The sequence below is a fragment of the Rhizobium anhuiense genome (genome assembly GCF_003985145.1).
Classification (GTDB): Bacteria; Pseudomonadota; Alphaproteobacteria; order Rhizobiales; family Rhizobiaceae; genus Rhizobium; species Rhizobium anhuiense.
In genome coordinates, this window is the sequence record NZ_ML133521.1 from 170,444 (window position 1) to 191,769 (window position 21,326).

The 21,326-nt window shown below is 61.9% G+C and carries 18 protein-coding genes and 1 pseudogene; 9 read left to right on the top strand and 10 right to left on the bottom strand.

Annotated features, from left to right (window positions below; all coding sequences use genetic code 11):
* Window positions 1-21 precede the first annotated feature (21 nt).
* From EEQ99_RS00865 to EEQ99_RS00885, 5 genes are all read left to right on the top strand, one after another.
* Window positions 22-1,038 carry an ABC transporter substrate-binding protein gene (locus EEQ99_RS00865; RefSeq protein ID WP_097542561.1) on the top strand — a complete coding sequence of 339 codons (1,017 nt, stop codon included), beginning with the start codon at window positions 22-24 and terminating at the stop codon, window positions 1,036-1,038.
* 72 nt (window positions 1,039-1,110) lie between these two features.
* Window positions 1,111-2,562, top strand: a complete 1,452-nt coding sequence (locus EEQ99_RS00870; protein ID WP_127429872.1) for a sugar ABC transporter ATP-binding protein — start codon at window positions 1,111-1,113, stop codon at window positions 2,560-2,562.
* A complete protein-coding gene (locus EEQ99_RS00875; RefSeq protein WP_097596066.1) occupies window positions 2,559-3,506 on the top strand; it encodes an ABC transporter permease in 948 nt (315 codons plus the stop codon). The genes EEQ99_RS00870 and EEQ99_RS00875 overlap by 4 nt, the downstream gene beginning before the upstream one ends.
* Window positions 3,503-4,453, top strand: a complete 951-nt coding sequence (locus EEQ99_RS00880) for an ABC transporter permease (RefSeq protein WP_047612104.1) — start codon at window positions 3,503-3,505, stop codon at window positions 4,451-4,453. Before EEQ99_RS00875 ends, EEQ99_RS00880 begins: the two co-directional genes overlap by 4 nt.
* A 14-nt stretch (window positions 4,454-4,467) precedes the next feature.
* Window positions 4,468-5,382, top strand: a complete 915-nt coding sequence (locus EEQ99_RS00885; RefSeq protein ID WP_097596067.1) for an SMP-30/gluconolactonase/LRE family protein — start codon at window positions 4,468-4,470, stop codon at window positions 5,380-5,382.
* Window positions 5,383-5,535: 153 nt separating this feature from the next.
* Here the strand turns inward: EEQ99_RS00885 and htpG are convergent, their stop codons facing one another.
* From htpG to EEQ99_RS00935, 10 genes and pseudogenes are all read right to left on the bottom strand, one after another.
* Window positions 5,536-7,428 carry a molecular chaperone HtpG gene (htpG, locus tag EEQ99_RS00890; protein ID WP_097542558.1) on the bottom strand — a complete coding sequence of 631 codons (1,893 nt, stop codon included), beginning with the start codon at window positions 7,426-7,428 and terminating at the stop codon, window positions 5,536-5,538.
* Between the two features lie 347 nt (window positions 7,429-7,775).
* Window positions 7,776-8,822 carry an ABC transporter ATP-binding protein gene (locus tag EEQ99_RS00895; protein WP_127429873.1) on the bottom strand — a complete coding sequence of 349 codons (1,047 nt, stop codon included), beginning with the start codon at window positions 8,820-8,822 and terminating at the stop codon, window positions 7,776-7,778.
* A gap of 13 nt (window positions 8,823-8,835) precedes the next feature.
* Entirely contained in the window at window positions 8,836-10,536 is a 1,701-nt protein-coding gene (locus EEQ99_RS00900; RefSeq protein ID WP_127429874.1) for a glycoside hydrolase family 32 protein, read from the bottom strand.
* Between the two features lie 2 nt (window positions 10,537-10,538).
* Window positions 10,539-11,432 (bottom strand): carbohydrate ABC transporter permease, encoded by an 894-nt coding sequence (locus EEQ99_RS00905; RefSeq protein WP_028757242.1) that lies wholly within the window; start codon window positions 11,430-11,432, stop codon window positions 10,539-10,541.
* The gene (locus tag EEQ99_RS00910; protein ID WP_127429875.1) at window positions 11,425-12,357 is read right to left on the bottom strand and encodes a carbohydrate ABC transporter permease; all 933 of its coding nucleotides are present in this window, start codon (window positions 12,355-12,357) and stop codon (window positions 11,425-11,427) included. The genes EEQ99_RS00905 and EEQ99_RS00910 overlap by 8 nt, the downstream gene beginning before the upstream one ends.
* A gap of 71 nt (window positions 12,358-12,428) precedes the next feature.
* The gene (locus tag EEQ99_RS00915; RefSeq protein WP_164735903.1) at window positions 12,429-13,721 is read right to left on the bottom strand and encodes an ABC transporter substrate-binding protein; all 1,293 of its coding nucleotides are present in this window, start codon (window positions 13,719-13,721) and stop codon (window positions 12,429-12,431) included.
* Between the two features lie 46 nt (window positions 13,722-13,767).
* The gene (locus EEQ99_RS00920; RefSeq protein ID WP_127429877.1) at window positions 13,768-14,778 is read right to left on the bottom strand and encodes a LacI family DNA-binding transcriptional regulator; all 1,011 of its coding nucleotides are present in this window, start codon (window positions 14,776-14,778) and stop codon (window positions 13,768-13,770) included.
* Between the two features lie 303 nt (window positions 14,779-15,081).
* A complete protein-coding gene (locus tag EEQ99_RS00925; protein ID WP_127429878.1) occupies window positions 15,082-15,819 on the bottom strand; it encodes a sulfotransferase in 738 nt (245 codons plus the stop codon).
* Window positions 15,816-16,532 (bottom strand): annotated as a pseudogene (gene cysC / locus EEQ99_RS00930) (adenylyl-sulfate kinase); the annotation flags it as partial. The gene EEQ99_RS00925 and the pseudogene cysC, both read right to left, overlap by 4 nt.
* 291 nt (window positions 16,533-16,823) lie before the next feature.
* Window positions 16,824-17,459, bottom strand: a complete 636-nt coding sequence (locus tag EEQ99_RS00935; RefSeq protein WP_127429880.1) for a GntR family transcriptional regulator — start codon at window positions 17,457-17,459, stop codon at window positions 16,824-16,826.
* Window positions 17,460-17,635: 176 nt separating this feature from the next.
* Here EEQ99_RS00935 and EEQ99_RS00940 point away from each other — a divergent pair, with 176 nt between their 5' ends.
* From EEQ99_RS00940 to EEQ99_RS00955, 4 genes are read left to right on the top strand one after another with little or no spacing between them, the layout of a single operon-like run.
* A complete protein-coding gene (locus EEQ99_RS00940) occupies window positions 17,636-19,060 on the top strand; it encodes a M20 family metallopeptidase (protein WP_127429881.1) in 1,425 nt (474 codons plus the stop codon).
* The gene (locus tag EEQ99_RS00945) at window positions 19,057-19,776 is read left to right on the top strand and encodes an ABC transporter permease (protein WP_028757250.1); all 720 of its coding nucleotides are present in this window, start codon (window positions 19,057-19,059) and stop codon (window positions 19,774-19,776) included. Before EEQ99_RS00940 ends, EEQ99_RS00945 begins: the two co-directional genes overlap by 4 nt.
* Window positions 19,776-20,516: an ABC transporter permease gene (locus tag EEQ99_RS00950; protein WP_127429882.1), complete on the top strand. Its 741-nt coding sequence runs from the start codon at window positions 19,776-19,778 to the stop codon at window positions 20,514-20,516. The genes EEQ99_RS00945 and EEQ99_RS00950 overlap by 1 nt, the downstream gene beginning before the upstream one ends.
* Window positions 20,513-21,295, top strand: coding sequence for an ABC transporter ATP-binding protein (locus EEQ99_RS00955; RefSeq protein WP_127429883.1), 783 nt, complete (start codon window positions 20,513-20,515; stop codon window positions 21,293-21,295). Before EEQ99_RS00950 ends, EEQ99_RS00955 begins: the two co-directional genes overlap by 4 nt.
* Window positions 21,296-21,326: the final 31 nt, after the last annotated feature.

Consider the following 21,326-nt stretch of genomic DNA (forward strand, 5'->3'; position numbering starts at 1 on the left):
GCGATCATCAGGGAGGAAGACATGACAATCCGCAAGATGTTTCTGGCATCGGCCGCTATTGCTTGCGCCGCGATGCCCGTTTCCGCCTTTGCCGACACGTCGGCCAAGAAAATCGCCCTTTCCAACAACTATGCCGGCAACTCGTGGCGCCAGGCCATGCTGACGAGTTGGGGCAAGGTGACGGGCGAGGCCGTGAAGGCCGGTACCGTTGCCGCAGCCGACCCCTTCACCACTGCCGAGAACCAGGCGACGGAGCAGGCCGCGCAGATCCAGAACATGATCCTGCAGGGCTATGACGCCATCGTGCTGAACGCCGCCTCGCCGACGGCGCTGAACGGTGCGGTCAAGGAAGCCTGCGACGCCGGCATCACCGTCGTTTCCTTCGACGGCATCGTGACCGAACCCTGCGCCTGGCGCATCGCCGTCAACTTCAAGGAAATGGGCCGCAGCGAAGTCGAGTACCTGTCGAAGAAGATTCCGGACGGCGGCAACCTGCTCGAGATCCGCGGCCTTGCCGGTGTCTTCGTCGACGACGAGATCTCGGCCGGCATTCACGAGGGCGTCAAGCAGTTCCCGCAGTTCAAGATTGTTGGCTCCGTTCACGGCGACTGGGCGCAGGACGTGGCGCAGAAGGCTGTTGCCGGCATTCTGCCGAGCCTGCCCGACATCGCCGGCGTGGTGACGCAGGGCGGCGACGGTTATGGCGCCGCACAGGCGATTGCCGCGACCGATCGGAAGATGCCGATCATCATCATGGGCAACCGCGAAGACGAGCTGAAATGGTGGAAGGAGCAGAAGGACGCGAAGGGCTACGAGACCATGTCCGTGTCGATCGCACCCGGCGTCTCGACGCTCGCATTCTGGGTGGCGCAGCAGATCCTCGACGGCAAAGAGGTGAAGAAGGACCTCGTCGTGCCCTTCCTGCGCATCGACCAGGACAATCTCGAAACCAACCTCGCCAATACCCAGGCCGGCGGCGTCGCCAATGTGGAATACACGCAGGCGGACGCAATCAAGGTCATCGAGTCGGCAAAGTAAATCTCCCGACGACTGCCGCGCGGCCGCAATTGGCCGCGCGGCATTCTTTGCGAAGCAGGCATGGCGGGCAGCATGGATGAGGTTTTGAAGGCGGTGATCGCCGTCGAGGGCGCCAAGGTGAGCTTCGGCGCGGTCAGGGCACTCGACGGCGTGACCCTCCGCGTCATGCCGGGCGAATGCGTCGGGCTGGTGGGACACAATGGCGCCGGCAAGTCCACCATCGTCAGCGTGATCAACGGCGGCCTCACGCCGCAAGAAGGAAGCGTGGCGAGCGACGGCGAGCGGCTGGAGCGCTACGGTATCAACGCGGCGCGTGCCCGCGGCGTACGCTGCGTCTTCCAGGAGCTATCGCTCTGCCCAAACCTTTCGATCGTCGAGAACACGCGTATCATGCATCGCCATCTCGGCGGCTTCGGCTGGCGCAGGCGCGCCGCAGAGATCATCGAGAAAAGCCTCGATGCCGTCTTTCCCCGCCACGGCATCGACAGCAGCCGGACTGTGGGCGATCTTTCGATCGCCGAGCGGCAGATGGTCGAGATATCAATGGCCTTTTCCGACGCCGGCATTGCGCCGCGTCTGGTGATCCTCGACGAACCCACTTCGTCGCTCGATGCAAGCCTTGCCCGGCAGATGCTCGATCATGTCCGCCGCTTCATCGCCACGGGCGGGTCCGTCATCTTCATCTCGCATATCCTGCACGAGATCCTCGAAACCTCCGATCGCATCGTCGTCATGAAGGACGGCCGTGTCGTCGCCGAGCGCCCGGCGCAGGGCTTCGACCATCACGGCCTGGTGGAAGCGATGGGCACCGTTGCGAAGGAGGAGACCAAGCAGCGCTCGGCGCGCGAACACTCCACCGCCCCGCTCATTCTGTCCCATCAGGCGAAAGGCCTGCCCTTTGCGGCGCGCAAGGGTGAGATCATCGGACTGGCGGGTCTGGCCGGCCACGGGCAGACCGAGCTGCTGCTCGCCCTGCATGCCGCCCAATCCGGCAATTGGCTGCCGGAGCGCGATCCGCTCGTCACCTTCGTCGCCGGCGATCGACGCCTCAACGGCGTCTTCGAGCTGTGGAGCATCCTGCGCAATTTCTCCATCGCCTCGCTCGGTGACCTCTCCCGGCGCGGCCTCATCCGCGCGGGCGAAGAGGAGACGAAGGGCGCTGACTGGAAGCGGCGGATCGAGATCCGCACGCCCGATATGGACAATCGCATCCTGTCGCTTTCCGGCGGCAACCAGCAGAAGGTGCTCTTTGCCCGGGCGTTGGCGACACGCGCGCCTGTCGTCTTGATGGACGATCCGATGCGCGGCGTCGACGTCGGCACCAAGCAGGAGGTCTACGCGATCATCCGCGAGGAAGCGGCGCATGGCCGGACCTTCATCTGGTACTCGACCGAAATGGACGAGGTCCGCCTCTGCGACCGTGTCTATGTCTTCCGCGAAGGCCGCATCACGGCCGAACTTGCCGGCGACGCCGTCAACGAGAAGAATATCATCGCCGCCTCCTTCGAAGGGGTCGCCGCATGACGGTCCGGCTGTCGTCCGACGCGATGCGTCTTGCCATTCCCGCCTTGTCGCTGACGCTGCTGCTTGCCGCCGTCTTCTGGCTGCAGCCGCGCGCCATGAGCTATGTCGGACTCAACCTGCTGTTCAACCTGGCTGTGCCGATCGCGCTGGCGACGATCGCCCAGATGATCGTGATGGCGGTGAACGATCTCGATCTCTCGATGGGCACATTCGTCAGCTTCGTCGCCTGCGTCACCGCAACCTTTTTGCGGGATGCTCCCGTGACCGGCGTGCTGATCCTTGCCGGGGCGATCGCAACCTATGCGGCCCTTGGCGTCGTCATCTATCTGCGCGACCTGCCCTCCATCGTCGTGACCCTCGGCATGAGCTTCGTCTGGGGCGGCCTTGCCGTATTACTGCTGCCGGCGCCGGGCGGGCAGGCGCCCGATTGGGTACGCTGGCTGATGACCGTCAAGCCGCCGCTGGCGCCGATGGCGATCGTCGCCAGCATCGTCATCGCCGTGGTTGCCCATCTCCTCGTCATGCGCTCCTCGCTCGGCGTGCTGATGCGCGGCATCGGCGGCAACCAGCGCTCGGTCGAGCGCGCCGGCTGGTCGATCGTCGCGGCGCGCGCCGCCGCCTATGGCCTTGCCGGACTCTTCGCTGTGCTCGCCGGCATAGCCCTCGTCGGCCTGACCACCTCGGCCGATGCCAATATCGCGCTGCGCTACACGCTGCTGTCGATCGCCGGCGTGATCCTCGGCGGCGGCGAGTTCATCGGCGGCCGCGTCTCCCCGATCGGCGCCGTCATCGGCGCGCTGACGCTGACGCTCGCCGGCTCGTTCCTGTCCTTCCTGCGGATCTCGCCGGACTGGCAGATCGGGGCGCAGGGCGCAATCCTGATCATCGTGCTTGGACTTCGTCTGATGTTGAACCGCCTGGAAAAGCGGGAGAAGCGCCGATGACCCCTCTCCTTCGCCTCTTTCGCAAACCGTGGATCTGGTCGTGGCTTGCCGCCTTCATCGTCTGGTTCCTGACGATCATGGTGACGCTCGGCGCCAGCACGCTCGGCCTGTCGCAGGCAGCCCTCACCTTCGCGGCCTTCTCGGTCATCGTCGGCATCGGCCAGATGTTCGTCATCACGCTCGGCCCCGGCAATATCGACCTCTCGGTTCCCGCCACCATGACGCTTGCCGGCACGGTGGCGCTGAAGCTGATGAATGTCGAAAACGGCATGATCCTGCCCGGTCTTCTCGTCGCCATCGTCATCGGCCTCGTGGTCGGCCTCGGCAACTATGCGCTCATCAAGGCGCTGCGCATTCCGCCGATCATCGCCACGCTGTCCATGAGCTTCATCGTGCAGTCCGCCGCGATCTGGACGAACCGGGGACTGCGCATCAAGCCGCCGAGCATGCTGGCGGAATTCACCACGTCGCACACGCTCGGCGTGCCGAATGTGGCGATCGTCGCACTCCTCATCTCGCTGCTGGCCTGGTTCCTGCTCGAGAAGACCATCTATGGGCGCTGGATCTCGGCGATCGGCCAGAGCATGCCGGCAGCCCGCATGGCCGGCATTCCGGTCGACGGCACGCGTTTCGTCACCTACCTCTTCTGCGCCGTTCTTGCCTCGGTCGCGGGCTATCTGCTGGCGTGCTTTTCCGGCGGCGCGGCGCTCAACATGGGCTCGGAATATCTCTTGATGTCGATCGCCGTCGTCGTGATCGGCGGCACGGCGGTCGCCGGCGGCGATTCCAACGTGCCGGGGATCTGGGGCGCATCGCTCTTCATGTTCCTGGTCGTCTCCATGCTCAACACCTACGGGCTCGGCGCAGGCATCCGCCTGATCATGACCGGCCTCATCATCATCAGCGTCATCATGCTCGCCGGCGGCCGCCGGGCCGGCATGCGATAATTGGGAAGACCGCCATGGCCGAGGCCAGCATCTACGAAATTCACGACCCGCGCTTCCGGCAGTTGATCGTCACGAGCGCCGGCCTCGACGAACTCTATTCCGGCTGCCGCTGGGCGGAGGGGCCTGTCTGGTTCAACGACGCGAACCAGCTCTTATGGAGCGATATTCCCAACCAGCGCATGCTGCGATGGACGCCGGAGAGCGGCATCTCCGTCTATCGCCAACCCTCCAACTTCACCAACGGCCATACACGCGACCGGCAGGGACGGCTGATTTCCTGTGAACATGGGACGCGCCGCGTCACCCGCACCGAGGTCGACGGCTCGATCACCGTGCTCGCCGATCGTTTCGAGGGCGCCAGGCTCAATTCGCCGAACGACGTGGTGGTGAAATCGGACGGCTCGATCTGGTTCACCGATCCCACCTACGGCATCATGTCGGACTATGAAGGCTATCGCGCCGTGCCGGAGCAGCCGACCCGCAACGTCTACCGGCTCGACCCGGCGACCGGCGCGCTTTCCGCCGTCGTCACCGATTTTACCCAGCCGAACGGCCTTGCCTTCTCGCCCGACGAGACCATTCTCTACGTCGCGGATTCGGCAGCCAGCCACGACGAAAACCTGCCGCGCCACATCCGCGCCTTCGACGTGGTCGACGGCGCAAGCCTCGCCAACGGCCGCGTCTTCTGCCAGATCGACACCGGCATCCCGGACGGCATCCGCACCGATATGAACGGGAACCTCTGGTCGAGTGCCGCCGATGGCGTCCATTGCTTCGACCCCGCAGGCAAACTGATCGGCAAGATCCGCATCCCCCAAACCGTCGCCAACCTCACCTTCGGCGGGCCGAGACGCAACCGGCTGTTTATTGCGGCAACACGGTCTGTTTATGCGGTGTACGTTGCTGTGAGTGGGGCTCAGATGCCGTGAGGGTTTGGCCTTGGCCGGATTCGAACCGCGGACCCTCAGTGACGACGCTCGCGGCTAGCCAGTTCTTTGTTTTAGGCTACTATCTTATCTCTAACCTGACCAGCATATGACGAGGCCTCAGGCGATCGCCCGAGGCCCGATAATATCAGGCGACTATGTGTTCTGCGCCATCGCCAATGCGAAAAGCCTGGCTTGTCTCTCAGCAAACGCGCGCGGGTTTGTTGGCCTGTCGCCGTCCAAGATTCGCGCTTCATCGAGGAGAAGCCAGGCAGCATCTTCCCGAAAGGCCTGGTCTTTCATCGCGGCGATGGCCTTCACCAGACTACTCTGCGCATTGACCTCGAGGACCGGTTTCGATGCGGTCTGTAGCCTGCCTGCCCCCTGGAGTATTTTCTCGAGTTGTCGATCCGGGCCATGTTCAGAGGCGACAAGGCAAACCGCACTCTCGGTCAATCGGCCAGAGACGCGGACATCGGCGACTTCCTGCCCAAGGAACCCTCGAGCAAAGTCGATAAACGCGGCAACTTCCGGAGAGGCTTCATGCTTGTCGCCGCCGCCCTCATCGTTGCCAGCTATGTCGTCCAGATCGGACAGGCCCTGCGTGATCGATTTGAACGGCTTGCCTTCAAAGTCCCGGGCATTTGTCGTCCAGAAGCTATCGACGGAATCTGTGAGCAGGAGGACTTCGATCCCCTTGGCGCGGAAGCCTTCGAGCTGTGGCGATGCATTCAGTTGATCAAGGGAAAGGCCCGTGATGTAGTAGATCGCCGATTGCCCCTCTTTCATGTCACGCAGGTAGTCGGCCAGACTGCGCGTTGCCTCGTTCGACGCGGTGCTGCGGAAACGAGACAGCTTGAGCAGCTGGGAGCGGCGTTCAAAATCGTCGTAGATCCCCTCCTTGACGATTGCCCCAAATAGATCCCAGAATTTACCGAACGTCTCGGCATCACCCTCGCCCATCTTTTCCAGCGCCGTCAGCACGCGACTGGTGACACCTTTGCGGATGGCGGCAAGGATCGGGCTATCCTGGATCATCTCGCGCGAGATGTTCAGCGGCAGATCCGACGTATCGACGATACCTCGCACGAAACGCAGATAGCGTGGCAGCAACTCTGCTTCATCGGTGATGAAGACGCGCTTCACGTAGAGTTTCATGCGACCGTGACGATCTGCATCGAAAAGATCGAACGGCTGCGAGCCGGGTATAAAGGCAAGCGCCGTATATTCATGGCGGCCCTCGGCGCGGAAATGGATATTGGTCAGCGGCTCGTCGTACTGGCCGGATACACCGCGATAAAAATCGTCGTAATCCTGCTTTGATATCTCGCTCTTGGGCTTGGTCCACAGCGCCGCACCATCGGTGACTTGAGAAGCCTCGGCACCTTCCTTCTCCGCGAGGCGGATGGGAACCGGCACATGGCCGGACTGGTCGCGGATGATCTTTTCGACCGTCCATTTGCTGGTATATTTTTTTGCGTCGTCCATCAGATGCAGCACGACACGCGTTCCCGTGACGGGCGCTTCGCTGAGGTCAACAGCCACGATCTCATAGCTGCCCTTGCCATCGGACGACCATTTCCAGGCTTGCTCCTCCCCGGCGCGCCGGGAGATTACATCGACCTTGTCGGCAACCATGAACGAAGAATAGAAACCAACGCCGAACTGGCCGATCAATTCGGCTTTCTCCCCCGCTTTGGCCGCCTCCAGCCGCTCCATGAAAGCGCGAGTTCCAGACCGCGCGATCGTGCCGAGCGCGTCGATCATCTCGTCGCGGCTCATTCCGATGCCATTATCCTCGACGACAAGGGTCGAAGCCTCATCATTGAGCGTGACCCGAATTTCCGGCTGAGCTCCATCTGTCGAGAGCTGCGGCCGGGAAATCGACTCGTAACGCAGCTTTTCGCAGGCGTCCGCCGCGTTGGAAATCAGCTCTCGGAGGAAGACGTCCTTGTCCGAATAAACCGAGTGCACCATCATGTGCAGCAGCCGGCTGACATCAGCTTCGAATGCATGTTGTTCAGGCTGCCGTTCTTGTACCGTGGTCATCGATAATCCCCATTTCGCAGAAACCGGGCGTCAGATGGTTTCCGTGCCGGTAAATGTCAAGCGGTGGCGGCGGGTAACATTATCGGTCGCCAGCGATGGCCTATCCTGCACCGTGAACCTACCAGTTCGCGCCGTTGCGCAATGGCGCGCGAGACCCGCGAGCGCTCTACCTTGACATCTTCGCTCTTGAAGAGATTCGAACTGTGGCAGCAGATCGCCGCGCAATTGGTCCATTCGATCAACTGAAGGGCCGATCACCCCAAAACCAAGACGCAAGGCTGGATGGTACCGGAACCGAACCGCGCCCGTCAAATGACGGACGCGGCTCAGCGGGAGGCGCCGGAGGATCAGTCTATCCGATTGCCTTCGGCGGAGAAGAGGTGGATTTTCTCGGATTTGGGCGCGAGGTGAATTTGCTGGTCGGGCTTTAAATCGACCCGCCGGTGCAGCACGATGGTTGCCGTCTGCGTGCCGACACGCACCGAAAGATGGGTCTCCGCACCAGTCGGCTCGACAGTCAGCACGGTGGCCGGAATGCCTGTCTCAGCAATGTCGAGGTCTTCCGGGCGGATGCCGTAGGTGCGCGCCGCGCTTTGGCTCAATTGCGGCGGAAGTGGCAGGAAAACGCCGCCTTCGATACGGAAGCCGCCGTCGCTGACGCCACCCTCGAAGAGGTTCATCGACGGCGAGCCGATGAAGGCGGCGACGAAGGTGTTATCCGGACGGTCGTAGAGATCGAGCGGTTTGCCGATCTGCTCGATGCGGCCGGCACGCATGACGACGATCTTGTCGGCCATGGTGATCGCCTCGATCTGGTCGTGGGTGACGTAAACGATGGTCGTGCCAAGGCGCTGATGCAGCTCCTTGATCTCGCTGCGCATGGTCACCCGCAGTTTGGCGTCGAGGTTGGACAGCGGCTCGTCAAACAGGAACACTTTCGGATGGCGTACGATGGCGCGGCCCATGGCGACGCGCTGGCGCTGGCCGCCGGAAAGCTGTTTCGGCAGGCGCTCCAGCAGGGGTTCAAGTGCGAGAATGCCGGCGGCTTCGCTCACCAGCTTGTTAATTGTCGCCTTGTCGCGCCCCTGCAGCTTGAGGGCAAAGCCCATATTTTCGCGCACCGTCATGTGCGGATAGAGCGCGTAGGACTGGAACACCATGGCGATATCGCGCTCCTTCGGCGCGACGTCGTTGACGACGCGGCCGTCGATACGGATTTCACCGCCGCTGATATCCTCCAGCCCCGCCAGCATGCGCAGAAGCGTGGACTTGCCGCAGCCCGACGGTCCGACGAGCGTGACGAACTCACCGTCCTCGATATCCGCGGAAACCCCGTGGATTACCGAGGCTGCGCCGTATTGTTTCAGAACCCGGTCGATTGCTACCGATGCCATTGTCTGTCCTCCCTTACAGTTTCAATTGCCAGACGCCGGCCTCGGCGACGACGCCGGTGAGCGTTGCCGAACGTGCGGCGGCAAAGCCCGGAATGCGTTTGGACCCCGTCCAGCGGCCGTTGTCAGCGAAGACCTCGATGGAACCGGCATCGAGGAAGATGCGCAGGCTCGACGGTTTCGCGCCGGTGGCGATGTAACGCGGCGGCGTCTTATCGGTGCGGGCGTCGAAGACAATCGCCAGACCATCGGCATCGAGTTTCACACCGAGATCGACATCCGGATGATCGAAGGTGAGATCGAAGGCGGCGCCCGGCTCGGTGAGATCAAGTGTGATCTCGACGGCGCCGGTGCCGAGCGGCACGGTCTTGCCGGCGGCAAGCGCGGTGTCGTCCAGCAACTGATGGCGCAGGCTTTCGACGGCTGCGACCGGCGGGGTCAGCACGGTGTCGCCATCGAGAAGCACGCGGCGCGGCAGGGTCATGGCCGTCGGGAAATCGTCCTTCTTGGAAAAATCCGTCCAGTTGGCGAGCCAGGCGATGCCGACCGGCTCGTCGCCATCAACGAAGGCCTGGAAGGCATAGGCATCCGAACCGAAATCCAACTCCTGTTCGAACTCCGCGGTGAAGGTGCGGCCATCGAAACCGCCGACGGTGACGGAAGTGAGGTTGCGGCGGCCGGTGGCCGGGTCGCGGCTGGTGAGCAGACCGAAGATCAGCGCCCAGCGGGTCTGTCCGTTTTTGCCGGAAAGCGGCACCATGCAGGGGCATTCCGCCGCCGTCATGCCGAAACCGTCCTCGCGATGGATGATGCCGAGGAAGGTCCAGCCATCGGCACCTTGCGCGTCTGCGGTTTCATAGAGCAGTACTACGCCGCCCTGCCTGTCGCGGCTGCCGAGCAGCATCTTCAAGCGGCCGTCCGGGCCTTTGAAGACATAGGGGTCGCGGAAATCGGTGGTGAGGTTCAAGCCTTCCGGGCGCAGCGGCAATATGGTTTCCGGCAGGCCGGCGACGATGCCGTCGCGGCTGACGGCGGAAAGCTGGATTTGCTCTTCCGGTTGCCGGTCACGCACATGCTCGGTGTAGAAGACGCGGATTTCCTCGCCTTCCGGGCCGGTGCCGGGGATCGCTGAGCCGGAGAAGGCGCCGCCACGGCCATCGTCCTTTTCCGATAGATGCGCCGCCGGGAAGAGGAAGATGGGCAGATGCGTCCAGCGGACGAAATCCTTCGAGACGGCATGGCCCCAGTGCATGGTGTTCCAGCGCGGCTCATGAGGATAGTGCTGGTAGAAGAGGTGAGCGTTTCCGCCGAACCGTCCAAAACCGTTCGGATCGTTCATCCAGCCAAAGGGCGGGCGGAAGTGGTAGCTGTCGGGCACGTTGGGGGCGGCGGTGCGGGCATCGCTGTGGAGGACGCTGATGCCCTCCTTCATCACGGTTTCCGGCCGGAAGACATAAGCGACGGAGAGCGCTGTGGTTGCCGCATCATAGGACAGCGTAGCCCAACCGCCTTTCGCGAGCGTCACAGCGAAGAATTCAAATTCCCCCGTGCGGCGGGTCGAGGGCTCGCCGATGTCGTTGCCATCAACGGCGACGAAGAGCTTCGCCTCGCTGGCGGCATGGCGTGCCTTCAGCCAGAGATGCAGCACCGTGCCTTCGGGGAGCGCCGCTTCGATGGTTTCAGGTGCTGACGTTTCGGACTTGGCCTGCAGAGACATAATCAACCTTTCACGGCGGAGCCGACGAATGAACTGACGAACCAGCGCTGGAAAGCCAGATAGAGAATGAGGACCGGGATCATCATCAGCACCGAGGCGGCCATGGCGCGGTCCCAGTAGATGCTGTCCTGTCCGAAGAAGGTGGCGATGGCGACGGCAATCGGCCGAGCATAATCGGTCTGGGTGACCAGCGTCGGCCAGAGATACTGGTTCCAGCTTTCGATGCCCATGAGGATCGAGACGGTGGCGAGCGCCGGCAGGCTGAGCGGCATGTAGATCGACCGGTAGATGCGGAAGGCCGATGCGCCATCCATTTCCGCCGCTTCATACAGTTCCTTCGGCAGCTGCGCGAAGAACTGGTAGAAGAGGAAGACATAGAGCGGGCTTGCCACCCAGGGCAGGATCTGCACCGCGAAGGTATCCGTCAGCCCCGCCCGCGACATCATGACGACGAGCGGCATGATGATGCTTTCCTGCGGGATGACATAGAGCGCGACGACCAGCGCCAAGAGGACCGCCTTGCCGCGCAGCGAGCCCCAGGCCAGAACGAAGCCCGCCATGGAATTGATGACCAGACCCGAGACGACCGTGGCGACGAGGATCACCAGCGAATTGAAGAGATATCGGCCATAGGCCAGCTCGCCGGAGAAATGGGCGATCTCCTTGTAGTTCGACAGCGTCGGGTCGCTGACCCAGAAGGCGCGGAAACTGCCCATGTCGGCGAGGATGCGGAAGCGGTCGTCCTTCAGGCTGGCGATCAGCAACATGAACAGCGGCGAGATCATCACCAGCGCGATGACCAGGATGCAGAGGCTCTGCACGATGCGCAGGCTTCTCTTGCCGCTGCCCGTTGCGATTGCCAGCGGGGCTGGCTGGCTCAAAGCGATATCAGACATCGAAGCGCCTCAGGAGTTTGCGTTGCAGGAGCGCGATCAGAAGAACGATGACGAAGAGGATGACGGAAACGGCCGATGCGTAGCCGAGTTTCTGCTCCTCGAAGCCGGCGCGCACCATGTAGTGGACAACGGTTTCGGTGCTTTCCTTCGGGCCACCCTGGGTGAGGATCGCCACCTGCGTATAGAGCTTGAAGGCCTGGATGGTGGTGATAACAAGCACGAAGACATGGGTCGGGCGAAGGCCGGGCATGGTGACGTGCCAGAAGCGGCGCAGCGCGCTTGCCCCGTCGATGCGGGCGGCATCGTATAGTTCTTCGGGAATGCCCTGCAGGCCGGCGAGATAGATGATCATCTGAAAGCCATAGGCCTGCCAGGCCGAAAGCAACACGATGGAGAACATCGCCCAGTTGGGGTCGCCGAGCCAGTCGATCGGCTGGATCGTGCCGCCGGAAAGGAACCCGACGATCTGGTTGAGCGGGCCGCTCGGATACTGAAACAGCGTGCCCCAGATGACGCAGACCACCACCATGGAGGTGATCGCCGGCAGGAAGAACAGGCCGCGCAGCAGGTTCTGCATCGGCAGCTTCTGATGCAAGAGCAGCGCGGTCAGGAAGGCGAGGCCGCACTGCACCGGCAGCACCCAGATGGTGAAGCGCGTAACGTTCCACAGCGCGGTCCAGAACAACGGATCGGTGAAGACGCGCTCGAAATTCAGGAGGCCGACGAAGCGCACCGGCGTCGGGCGCGGCACGAGCGGCTGGTTGGTCATCGCCGTCCAGAAGGACAAAAGGAACGGCGTGATCAGGAATATCGTCAGAAGCAGAACGGCAGGCGCGATCATCGCCATTTCCTGCCAGAGCCGCTGCTTGTCGCGGCGTGCGGCAGGACGCCGCAAAGCGGGCGTGGAGGTCTGTTGCAAAGTCATTGTTTCCTCCTCATCGGTATCGTCCGGAGATGGTGTAGGGCCGGCCCGAGAACCGGCCCCGTCAAAACCTCTTACTGCTGCTCGTCGAAGGGCGGGTAGCCGGCGTTGTCCTCGATATCCTCGTCGATCTTCTTGGCAGCGGCCGTCAGCGCTTCCTGCGCGTCACCACCGTTGAAGATCTTGTCGACGGCCTGCATGAAGGCCGAAGTGATCGTCGGATAGGCCGGGTGCGGCGGACGGGCGATCGCGGTCTTGGAAGCCTGCTCAAAGGCGATGGCGAGCGGACCGCCTTCCGCATAGAGCGGGGATGCGGCGGCGAAGCTCTTCAGGCCCGGATAGGCAGACTGGGTTTTGGCGTACTCCCGGTACTCCTTGTCCTTCAGCAGGAAGCTCAGGAACTTGCCGGCGATCTCAGGGTTTTCCGAGGTTGCGGAAATGCCCCAGATCCACGTTCCGTTCGGGCTCACGCCCTTGTCGCCGATCTTCGGCAGCGGCATGACGACGATATTGTCCTTCATCGCTGCAGATGCCTCGGCGTAGAACCAGTGGCCGCCCATGGCGAGCGCGGCCGGCTGTCCCTCGGCGTAGAACTGGTTGGTGCCCGACGACGTCGGTACCACCCAGCCCTTCTTCACCCAGTCCTGCATCATCGTCAGCGCCTTGACGCAGGCCTCGCCATCGAGCGTGCCGCTGGCCTTCCAGGTCTTGCGGTCGATCAGGTCGCAGCCGGCGCTTTCGAGCAGGGGGCCGTAAGCATAGGTGATCCACTCGGTCTTGATGCCGTAACCCCGGAAGGTGTCGATCGGCCACTTCACGCCTTCGAGCTTGGAAAGCTTCTCGAGATAGCCTTCGAACTCCTTGCGGGTCCAGGCATCGTCGACCGATTTCGGAATGCGGGCGCCAATGGCTTCTAGATATTTCTTGTTGCCGTAGAGCACGACCGAGGAGTCGGTGAGGCCGAGCGCATAGAGGTCCTTGTCGATCGGATAGGTGCCCTGGGCGATATTCGAATCCGTCATGTCATCGAGCAGATCCTTGTCAATGAGCGGCTTGACGGGCTGCAGATAGCCGGACCAGACATAGTTGGCGAGGAACGGAGCATCGAGCTCCATGATATCGGGCAGCTGCTTGGCCATGACGGCGGCGCTGAACTTTTCGTTATAGGCATCATGCGGCGCGTAGATCATCTCGATGTCGACATCGGGATTGGCGGCCTCGAAGCGGGCGGCAACGTCGCCATAGGCCTTCACCCAGCCGGGATCGCCCTGGTGCATAACGTGGATGACGGTCTTCGCCTCGGCAAAACCGGCGGTTGCGACCAGCGCGGCGGACGCGAAGAGCGCGGAAAGTAAACGATTACCCATCGAAGTCTTCATTGATATTCTCCTCCTGTTAGACACTATTCGATGTTCAGACGGATGCCCGTTCGACCAGATGGAACGGCAGTTTCCGCAGATGCGGCGGTTCGGGCTGCTCGGCCAGGAGGATCTCCATGGCAAGACGGCCCATGGCGCGGTGCGGCAGGGCCATCGTCGTCAATGGCGGGTCCAGCCGCGAGGCAAGCTCGACCTGGTTGTCGAAGCTTGCCACCGCGATATCATCCGGAATGCGAAGGCCGGCGCGGGCAAGCGCCGCATAGACTTCCATCGCCACGCGGTCATTGCCGCACAGGATGGCATCAGGCCGTTGACCGGATTTCAGAAGCGCCTCCACATGAGAGGCAACAAGGCTGGGCGCGCGGTCGCTGTAGACGCTGCGGCGCACTGCCGGCAACACGCCGACGGGGTCGATGCCCCCCTCCTCAAGCGCCGCGCGAAACCCCATCTCGCGCAGCGTGCCGGCGAGAATGCCCGGCAGGTTGATGAAGGCGATGCGCCGTCGGCCGGCGACGAGGAGATAACGCACGATCTCCCGCGCGCCGCCCTCTTCGTCCGGCACCAGCGCGGTGACGCGGCCGGCCGCCTCGCGGCAGTTGATCATGACGCCGACCGTGCCCGCCAACCTGTCCGACAGCGCCACCTCCTTGTGGTACATGGCGGCATAAGCAATGGCGCGCGGCCGAAACTGCTGCACCTCGTCGAGCACCGAGCCGATAGACTGGCCGCTGCTGTGGTTGACTGCAAAGACCGCCATGCCGGCGCCGCGGGCCGCTCCGTCGAGGCCGCGCACGATCTCGGTGGCGAAGGGCGAAGTGATGAGGCCGTCGGAGACGACGCCGACCAGCGGCAGCCAGCCCTGACGCACGCCACGCGCCGCAAAGTTGGTCACGTAGCCGAGTTCTTCCGCGATGGCCTTGATCTTCTGGCGCGTATCGTCCGACATGCGGGCGGAGCCGCCGTGCAATGCGCCGGAAACCGTCTTCACCGAGACGCCCGCACGTTCCGCGATGTCAGAAAGCGATACTGCCACGATCCTCACCATCCTCCTTGGGTGATCGATTACCCAATAGTGGCAGCAGACATCTTTTGTCAAGCGGCTTTAATGCGCACGCTCGGCGTTCCGAACACCTATCTGTCGACATCAATCCTTACCGATCTCCTCGACAATCAGCGCCGACACGCTGCTTGCAGTGGCGCAGTTGGCGACGCCGTGAACGACAAAGGAACGAATAGCGGTCGGCGAGGCAGGGCTTTGTCAGTCATTTGCCTGGCATTTGCCCCACAACGCACATCAAAACGTGTCGCCGCTTCCTCTCTGCCACGCAGCGTTTACATCTCGGGAATGTCACGTCTTGTTTGCATGTGGCATCGGCACCTTGGACAGACTTTCCGGAAGCCCCAGGAACTCGGCAATATTTTCGATGGTCTCGGCCGTGGTCATGTCAATTTCAAGCAGTTGATGTGGCCGGCCGCGAAAAAACCGTCTGATCGACTCGTTTCTGGTCAAATAGGCCCGGATATATTCGTCTTTATTGAAGAGTTTTTCCCATTCAATCGCATCCTCGCCGACGTCGAATGATGAATGAAACTTGTAGTCCGGCGTACGCATCAGGAAGGCGTAGGCATGAGCTTCCGCACAGTAGCCCCTAAAAATATATTGGTCTTGCTGAATATGTTCCTTGGTTATCTGGTTGCCGTCGGCGAGGCCAAAACGCTTGGCCGTAAACCGCATTTGGGAGCGAAACCAGTCTTCCGGATCTCGGACCGTCAGGATGAAACGCGAATTGGGGAAGAGCGCGTCGAGGGCGATGAAAACTTCGCTTTCGGCAAACGGACTGTCCTGAAAAGCATCGGCATTTTGCACATAAGCAATGAGCTTACTGTAATCTCCCCGGCGAGCAGAGTAGCTTGTCAACTCGCCCTCAACCTGATTTCCGACTCTCAGGCCGCAGAGCGTAAAAACGTCGGCCAGAGTCGTCGTCCCGGTCTTGTGACCGCCTATCCCGAATACCTTGTTGAAACTCCGTCGGGATGCAAGGGCGCTTCGAGCTTCAGCAATATGCCTTGCTAATAAATTGTTCAAAAAGCATCTCCTGTGCAATCGCTCCGCTGAGGGCGGGCGTCGAGCAATGTCTCGATCTGGATGGCAAGCTGATCGGGATCGGAACCCACCGTGCGAAGACAGAGCTCCGGATTCTCTGGCGGCTCATAGGGGGAGCTGATTCCGGTGAAGTGCCTGATCTCGCCGGCGATCGCGCGCTTGTAGAGTCCCTTCGGATCGCGCTTGGCGCATTCCTCTATCGGTGTGTCGATGAACACTTCGAAGAACTCGCCTTTTTCCATCATCTCGCGGGCAAGCTGCCGTTCTGCACGGAACGGCGAGATGAAGGAGACGAGCACAATGAGGCCTGCATCGGCCATCAGCTTGGCCACTTCCGCAACGCGGCGGATGTTTTCGATACGGTCCTCATTGGTGAAGCCAAGGTCGCGGTTGAGACCGTGGCGAATATTGTCGCCATCCAGCACATAAGTCGAGCGCCCTTTGCCGTGGAGCAGCTTCTCGACACTATTGGCAATGGTCGACTTGCCGGATCCTGAAAGCCCGGTAAGCCAAACGACGGCCGGTCGCTGATTCAGCAGGGCCGCACGCGACTTGCGGCTAACCTCAAGCGCCTGCCAACGAATATTTTCCGTTCGACACAGGGAAAGATCGATCATAGCGGCGCCGACAGTCAGATTGGCCATCGGGTCGATCAGAATGAAATTGCAGGCGTTACGTTTGCCATTATGGCGTTCACGCTGCAGCTTCCGCCCTCGATCCGGTGTTCAAGACGAAATGAGATGGACGACCAAAGATATGACGTGGCGGCGGATGTTGACGTGCTTGTGATCACGGGCGCTCCTCTATGATGGATAAGGGAGGTGTGAACGCATTACAGAACCCTTAGGTACTATAAATAAGAAGCTACCCAGTTGCAATAGCGATCGTTGGTAGCGCGGGGCGTAAGGGAGGGAGGCCCATTGTGTACCACGGCGTCGATTTTCGACCCCGGTAAACCGTTCTCTGCAGCAGTCAGAAAAGCCCTTTCAATGCTGAAGGATATGTTGCCGGACGAGTTCCTGCAACCGCTCGGCTTCGCCGGCGGCGATGGCGTCGATCATCATGTGATGTTGGCGGCCGGATTGCTCGATGCGGGCGCGGGTGCGCCATTGGGATACCGGGGCAGAGGAGGTGCGCTGGCGGATTTCGGTGATCAGGTCGACCAGTTCCAGATTGCCGCCGAGGACAAGCAGGTGGCGGTGGAAGGCGAGGTTTGCCTCGTAGAGCTCCAACATCGTGCCGTTCAGCACCATCTGGTCGAAATGCTCGGCAAGCGTCCTGAGCGTGTCGATGTCCTCGGGCAAGGCATTCTGCACGATCGTTCCGGCAATGGCCGTTTCGAGGATGATGCGGATCTCGCTGACCTCGCGGGCGCGGCGGCCATCCGGCTCGTAGACATGGTAGCCACGGTTCGGCACATGTTCGACCAGCCGCTTTTGTGCGAGGCGATCGAGCGCGCGGCGCACTTCCGGGCGGGTGCATTTGTAGCGCCGCTCCAGATCGATCTGCTTCAGCCAGGTTCCCGGCAACAGCACGCCGGCCAGAATGTCCTGAAGGACAAGGTCCGTCACATCGCGCGTGTCGGAAGCCGCCTGCTGCTGGTCCATCACGACGTCTGCCATTCCAAATCCCCTGTTTCGCATACCGTTAACACGCCCGATCGAATTTCTGTAGGCTGTCGAACGCCTTAGAAAAATGTCCAAAATTTATTCATGCATACGGATTGCGCAGAAAAATTTTGTAGCCTAAATTGGCGCCAATTTTGGATACTATGTGAATCGAAGTCGTTTTGAAAGCCATGAAAAACACCGAAGCCGTCTGGGATATCGTCGAGGCAAAGCGCGAGGCCTTCTTTGCGCTGAGCGACCGGATCTGGGACATGCCGGAGACGAATTACGAGGAATATCGCTCCGTCGCGGAGCATGCGCGCCAGCTCGAAGCCGAAGGTTTTCGCGTCGAGCGCGGTATTGCCGGCCTGCCGACCGCCGTCATGGGTGAAGCCGGCGAAGGCGGTCCTGTTATCGCCATCCTCGGGGAATTCGATGCCCTGCCGGGCTTGAGCCAGGAGGCGGGTGTCGCGGAAAAGCGCGAAGTCACGGCGAATGGCAATGGCCATGGCTGCGGACACAATATGCTCGGCGCCGGCTCGATGTTGGCGGCAGCCGCGGTCAAGGATTTCCTGGCAGCAAACGGCCTGAAGGGCCGCATTCGTTATTACGGTTGCCCGGCGGAAGAAGGCGGCTCCTCGAAGGGCTTCATGGTTCGATCAGGCGTTTTCGACGATGTCGACATTGCCATTTCCTGGCATCCGGCGGCCTTTGCCGGCGTCAACAATCCGGTTTCGCTCGCCTGCAACGAGCTCAATTTCCATTTCACCGGGCGCGCCTCGCATGCTTCGGCGACACCTCATCTTGGCCGCAGCGCGCTCGATGCCGTCGAACTGATGAATGTCGGCGTGAACTATATGCGCGAGCATATGCCGTCGACCGCCCGCATCCACTATGCCGTCACCGACACCGGCGGTTCGGCGCCGAATGTCGTGCAGGCGCGCGCCACCGTCCGGTATCTCATCCGTGCGCGCAACCTGCCGGAATTGCTGTCGCTCGTTGCCCGCGTGAAGAAGGTCGCCGAAGGCGCTGCGCTGATGACCGAGACGTCAGTGCGCAGCGAAGTCATCAGCGGCGATGCAAATCTGGTCGGCAACGCACCGCTCGAAGAACTGATGTTTGCCAACCTTCAGCGCCTCGGCCCCCCTGTTTTCGACGACGCCGACCGCGCCACCGCCCGCCAGTTTCAGGCGACGATGAGCGCTGAAGACATCGCCTCTTCCTATGCGCGCTTCGGCCTGAGGCGGAAGAAGGATCAACCGCTCTGCGAAGAGATCTTCCCGCTCTATGCCGGTGACAGCACGATCGTAGGCTCGACCGATGTCGGCAGCGTCAGCTGGGTCGTGCCGACCGTGCAGATGCGTGGCGCGACCTATGCCATCGGCACCTCCGGCCACTCCTGGCAGCTGGTTGCCCAGGGCAAACTTCCGGCGGCGCACAAGGGCACCGAACATGCGGCCAAGGTCATGGCAAGCACGGCCATAGAGCTGATTTGCAATCCCGGTCTCATCGAGGCCGCCAAGGCCGATCTCAAGGAGCGCCTCGACGGCATGCCCTTCGTCAACCCGATCCCGGACGATGTCCAACCGCCGCTGCCGGAAAGGCAGGCGCCATGAGCCAGCCCGGCATCCTCGAGCTCATCAGCTTCGGCTCCGATGGTTGGGGCAAGGCGCTGCTTGCCGGCGCGTGGATGACGATACTGATTGCTCTGGCCGGCTATACGATCGGCGCCGTGATCGGCTCATTCGGCGCCTGGGCGAAAATTTCGGGCGGTCGCAGCCTTCGGATCGCCGCCGACGCCTATACGACGGTACTGCGCGGCATCCCCGATCTCCTGGTCATCTACCTCTTCTATTTCGGCGGCAGCGCCGTCGTCACGGCTGTCGGCCGGCTGTTGGGCGCCGAGGGTTTTCTCGGTTTTCCGGGTTTTCTTGCCGGGTCGCTCGCCGTCGGCGTCACCTCGGGCGCGCAGTTCACCGAAATCTTTCGCGGCGCCTTCAAGGCCGTGCATGCGGGTGAGATCGAGGCGGCGATTGCCTGCGGCATGGGCCGGTTGCTGCGCTTTCGTCGCATCATTGCGCCGTTGACGCTTCGCCACGCACTGCCGGGGATGGGCAATGTCTGGCAGGTGGTGCTGAAGGAATCCGCCCTCGTCTCGATCACCGGCGTTGCCGAGCTGCTGCGGCAGACGCAGGTGGCGGCCGGCTCGACGGGCCTTCCCTTCGACTTCTACGTCATTGCCGGGGCGATCTATCTGATGATCTCCACCGGTTCCGGCCTCTTTCTCAGGCGCGCCGAAAGGCACTTCTCGCGCGGCGTCAGGAGGGGCTGATGGACTGGCAATTCCTGTTCGAAACCTTCGTAAGCCTCATCTCCGCCATTCCGCTGACGCTGGAACTTGCCGCCACCTCGATTGCGCTCGGCGCCGTTCTGACGCTTAGCCTCGCCCTCTGCCGGCTTTCCGGCATCATCGTGCTCGAATGGTTCGCCCGTGCCTATGTCTTCGTGTTCCGCGGAACGCCGCTGCTCGTCCAGATCTTCCTGATCTATTACGGCCTTGGCCAGTTTCCGGAGGTGCGCCACAGTTTCCTCTGGCCATTCCTGCGCGAGCCCTACTGGTGCGCGGTCCTGGCGCTCACCCTGAATACCGCCGCCTATGCCGGCGAGATCATCCGCGGCGGGCTTTTGTCGGTGCCCTTCGGCCAGATCGAAGCCGCGCGCGCCTGCGGCATGCCACGATTGATGCAGTTCCGGCGCATCGTCCTGCCGCTTGCCATCCGCCAGGCACTGCCAGGCTACAGCAACGAAATGATCGCCATGGTAAAGGCCACCTCGCTCGCCTCGATCATCACGCTGATGGAAGTCACCGGCGTTGCCGCCAGGATCATTTCGGAAAGCTATCGGGCGATCGAAGTGTTCATCGTCGCTGGCGCCATCTATCTCACGATCAATTTCCTGCTGACGCGTCTCGTCCATCTCGCCGAATATTGGCTAAGCCCGCATTTGCGCCAGCCTGCTCCATACCATCCGGTTGCGACATCCGTATCTCCACTTGAAGGAAACGCCCGATGACAGCGGCGAATGCTTCCCCTTCCCCGATCGCGCTCAGCGTCAAGGATCTGCACAAGAGCTTCGGCCCGGTCGAAGTCCTCAAGGGCATCTCGCTCGACGCTCGTGAAGGCGATGTGGTGTCGATCCTCGGCTCCTCGGGTTCGGGAAAATCCACTTTCCTGCGCTGCATCAACCTGCTGGAGACACCGAATTCCGGGGAAGTCACCGTCGCCGGTGAAACGATCCGCATGCTTCCCGACGCGAGAGGCGGCAGTCGGCCAGCCGACCGCAGGCAGGTGGACCGCATCCGTTCGCAGCTCGGCATGGTCTTCCAGAGCTTCAATCTCTGGTCCCACAAGACCGTGCTCGAAAATGTCGTCGAGGCGCCGATTTATGTGCTCGGCCGCTCCCGGAGCGAATGCATCGAAGAGGCGGAAGCCCTGCTTGCCAAGGTGGGCATTGCCGAGAAGCGCAATTTCTATCCCTCGCATCTTTCCGGCGGCCAGCAACAGCGCGCTGCAATCGCCCGCGCCCTGGCGATGCGGCCGAAGGTGATGCTGTTCGACGAACCGACCTCGGCGCTGGATCCGGAGCTCGTCGGCGAAGTGCTGCGGGTCATGCGCGCGCTGGCAGAAGAAGGCCGCACCATGCTGGTCGTCACCCATGAAATGGGCTTTGCCCGCGATGTCTCCAGCCGCGTCGTCTTTCTGCACAAGGGCGTCGTCGAAGAAGACGGCAGGCCGCAGGATGTCTTCGCCCATTCGCAGTCGGATCGTTTCCGGCAGTTCATCAGCCAATAATTCCATCAGCTCAAACGAAGAAAAGGGGAAC

What these genes read in the sequence shown, in the direction of transcription:
- EEQ99_RS00865 (WP_097542561.1), top strand. Translation starts at nt 22, where the DNA reads ATGACAATCCGCAAGATGTTTCTGGCATCGGCCGCTATTGCTTGCGCC.
- EEQ99_RS00870 (WP_127429872.1), top strand. Translation starts at nt 1,111, where the DNA reads ATGGATGAGGTTTTGAAGGCGGTGATCGCCGTCGAGGGCGCCAAGGTG.
- EEQ99_RS00875 (WP_097596066.1), top strand. Translation starts at nt 2,559, where the DNA reads ATGACGGTCCGGCTGTCGTCCGACGCGATGCGTCTTGCCATTCCCGCC.
- EEQ99_RS00880 (WP_047612104.1), top strand. Translation starts at nt 3,503, where the DNA reads ATGACCCCTCTCCTTCGCCTCTTTCGCAAACCGTGGATCTGGTCGTGG.
- EEQ99_RS00885 (WP_097596067.1), top strand. Translation starts at nt 4,468, where the DNA reads ATGGCCGAGGCCAGCATCTACGAAATTCACGACCCGCGCTTCCGGCAG.
- htpG (WP_097542558.1), bottom strand. Translation starts at nt 7,428, where the DNA reads ATGACCACGGTACAAGAACGGCAGCCTGAACAACATGCATTCGAAGCT.
- EEQ99_RS00895 (WP_127429873.1), bottom strand. Translation starts at nt 8,822, where the DNA reads ATGGCATCGGTAGCAATCGACCGGGTTCTGAAACAATACGGCGCAGCC.
- EEQ99_RS00900 (WP_127429874.1), bottom strand. Translation starts at nt 10,536, where the DNA reads ATGTCTCTGCAGGCCAAGTCCGAAACGTCAGCACCTGAAACCATCGAA.
- EEQ99_RS00905 (WP_028757242.1), bottom strand. Translation starts at nt 11,432, where the DNA reads ATGTCTGATATCGCTTTGAGCCAGCCAGCCCCGCTGGCAATCGCAACG.
- EEQ99_RS00910 (WP_127429875.1), bottom strand. Translation starts at nt 12,357, where the DNA reads ATGACTTTGCAACAGACCTCCACGCCCGCTTTGCGGCGTCCTGCCGCA.
- EEQ99_RS00915 (WP_164735903.1), bottom strand. Translation starts at nt 13,721, where the DNA reads ATGGGTAATCGTTTACTTTCCGCGCTCTTCGCGTCCGCCGCGCTGGTC.
- EEQ99_RS00920 (WP_127429877.1), bottom strand. Translation starts at nt 14,778, where the DNA reads ATGGTGAGGATCGTGGCAGTATCGCTTTCTGACATCGCGGAACGTGCG.
- EEQ99_RS00935 (WP_127429880.1), bottom strand. Translation starts at nt 17,459, where the DNA reads ATGGCAGACGTCGTGATGGACCAGCAGCAGGCGGCTTCCGACACGCGC.
- EEQ99_RS00940 (WP_127429881.1), top strand. Translation starts at nt 17,636, where the DNA reads ATGAAAAACACCGAAGCCGTCTGGGATATCGTCGAGGCAAAGCGCGAG.
- EEQ99_RS00945 (WP_028757250.1), top strand. Translation starts at nt 19,057, where the DNA reads ATGAGCCAGCCCGGCATCCTCGAGCTCATCAGCTTCGGCTCCGATGGT.
- EEQ99_RS00950 (WP_127429882.1), top strand. Translation starts at nt 19,776, where the DNA reads ATGGACTGGCAATTCCTGTTCGAAACCTTCGTAAGCCTCATCTCCGCC.
- EEQ99_RS00955 (WP_127429883.1), top strand. Translation starts at nt 20,513, where the DNA reads ATGACAGCGGCGAATGCTTCCCCTTCCCCGATCGCGCTCAGCGTCAAG.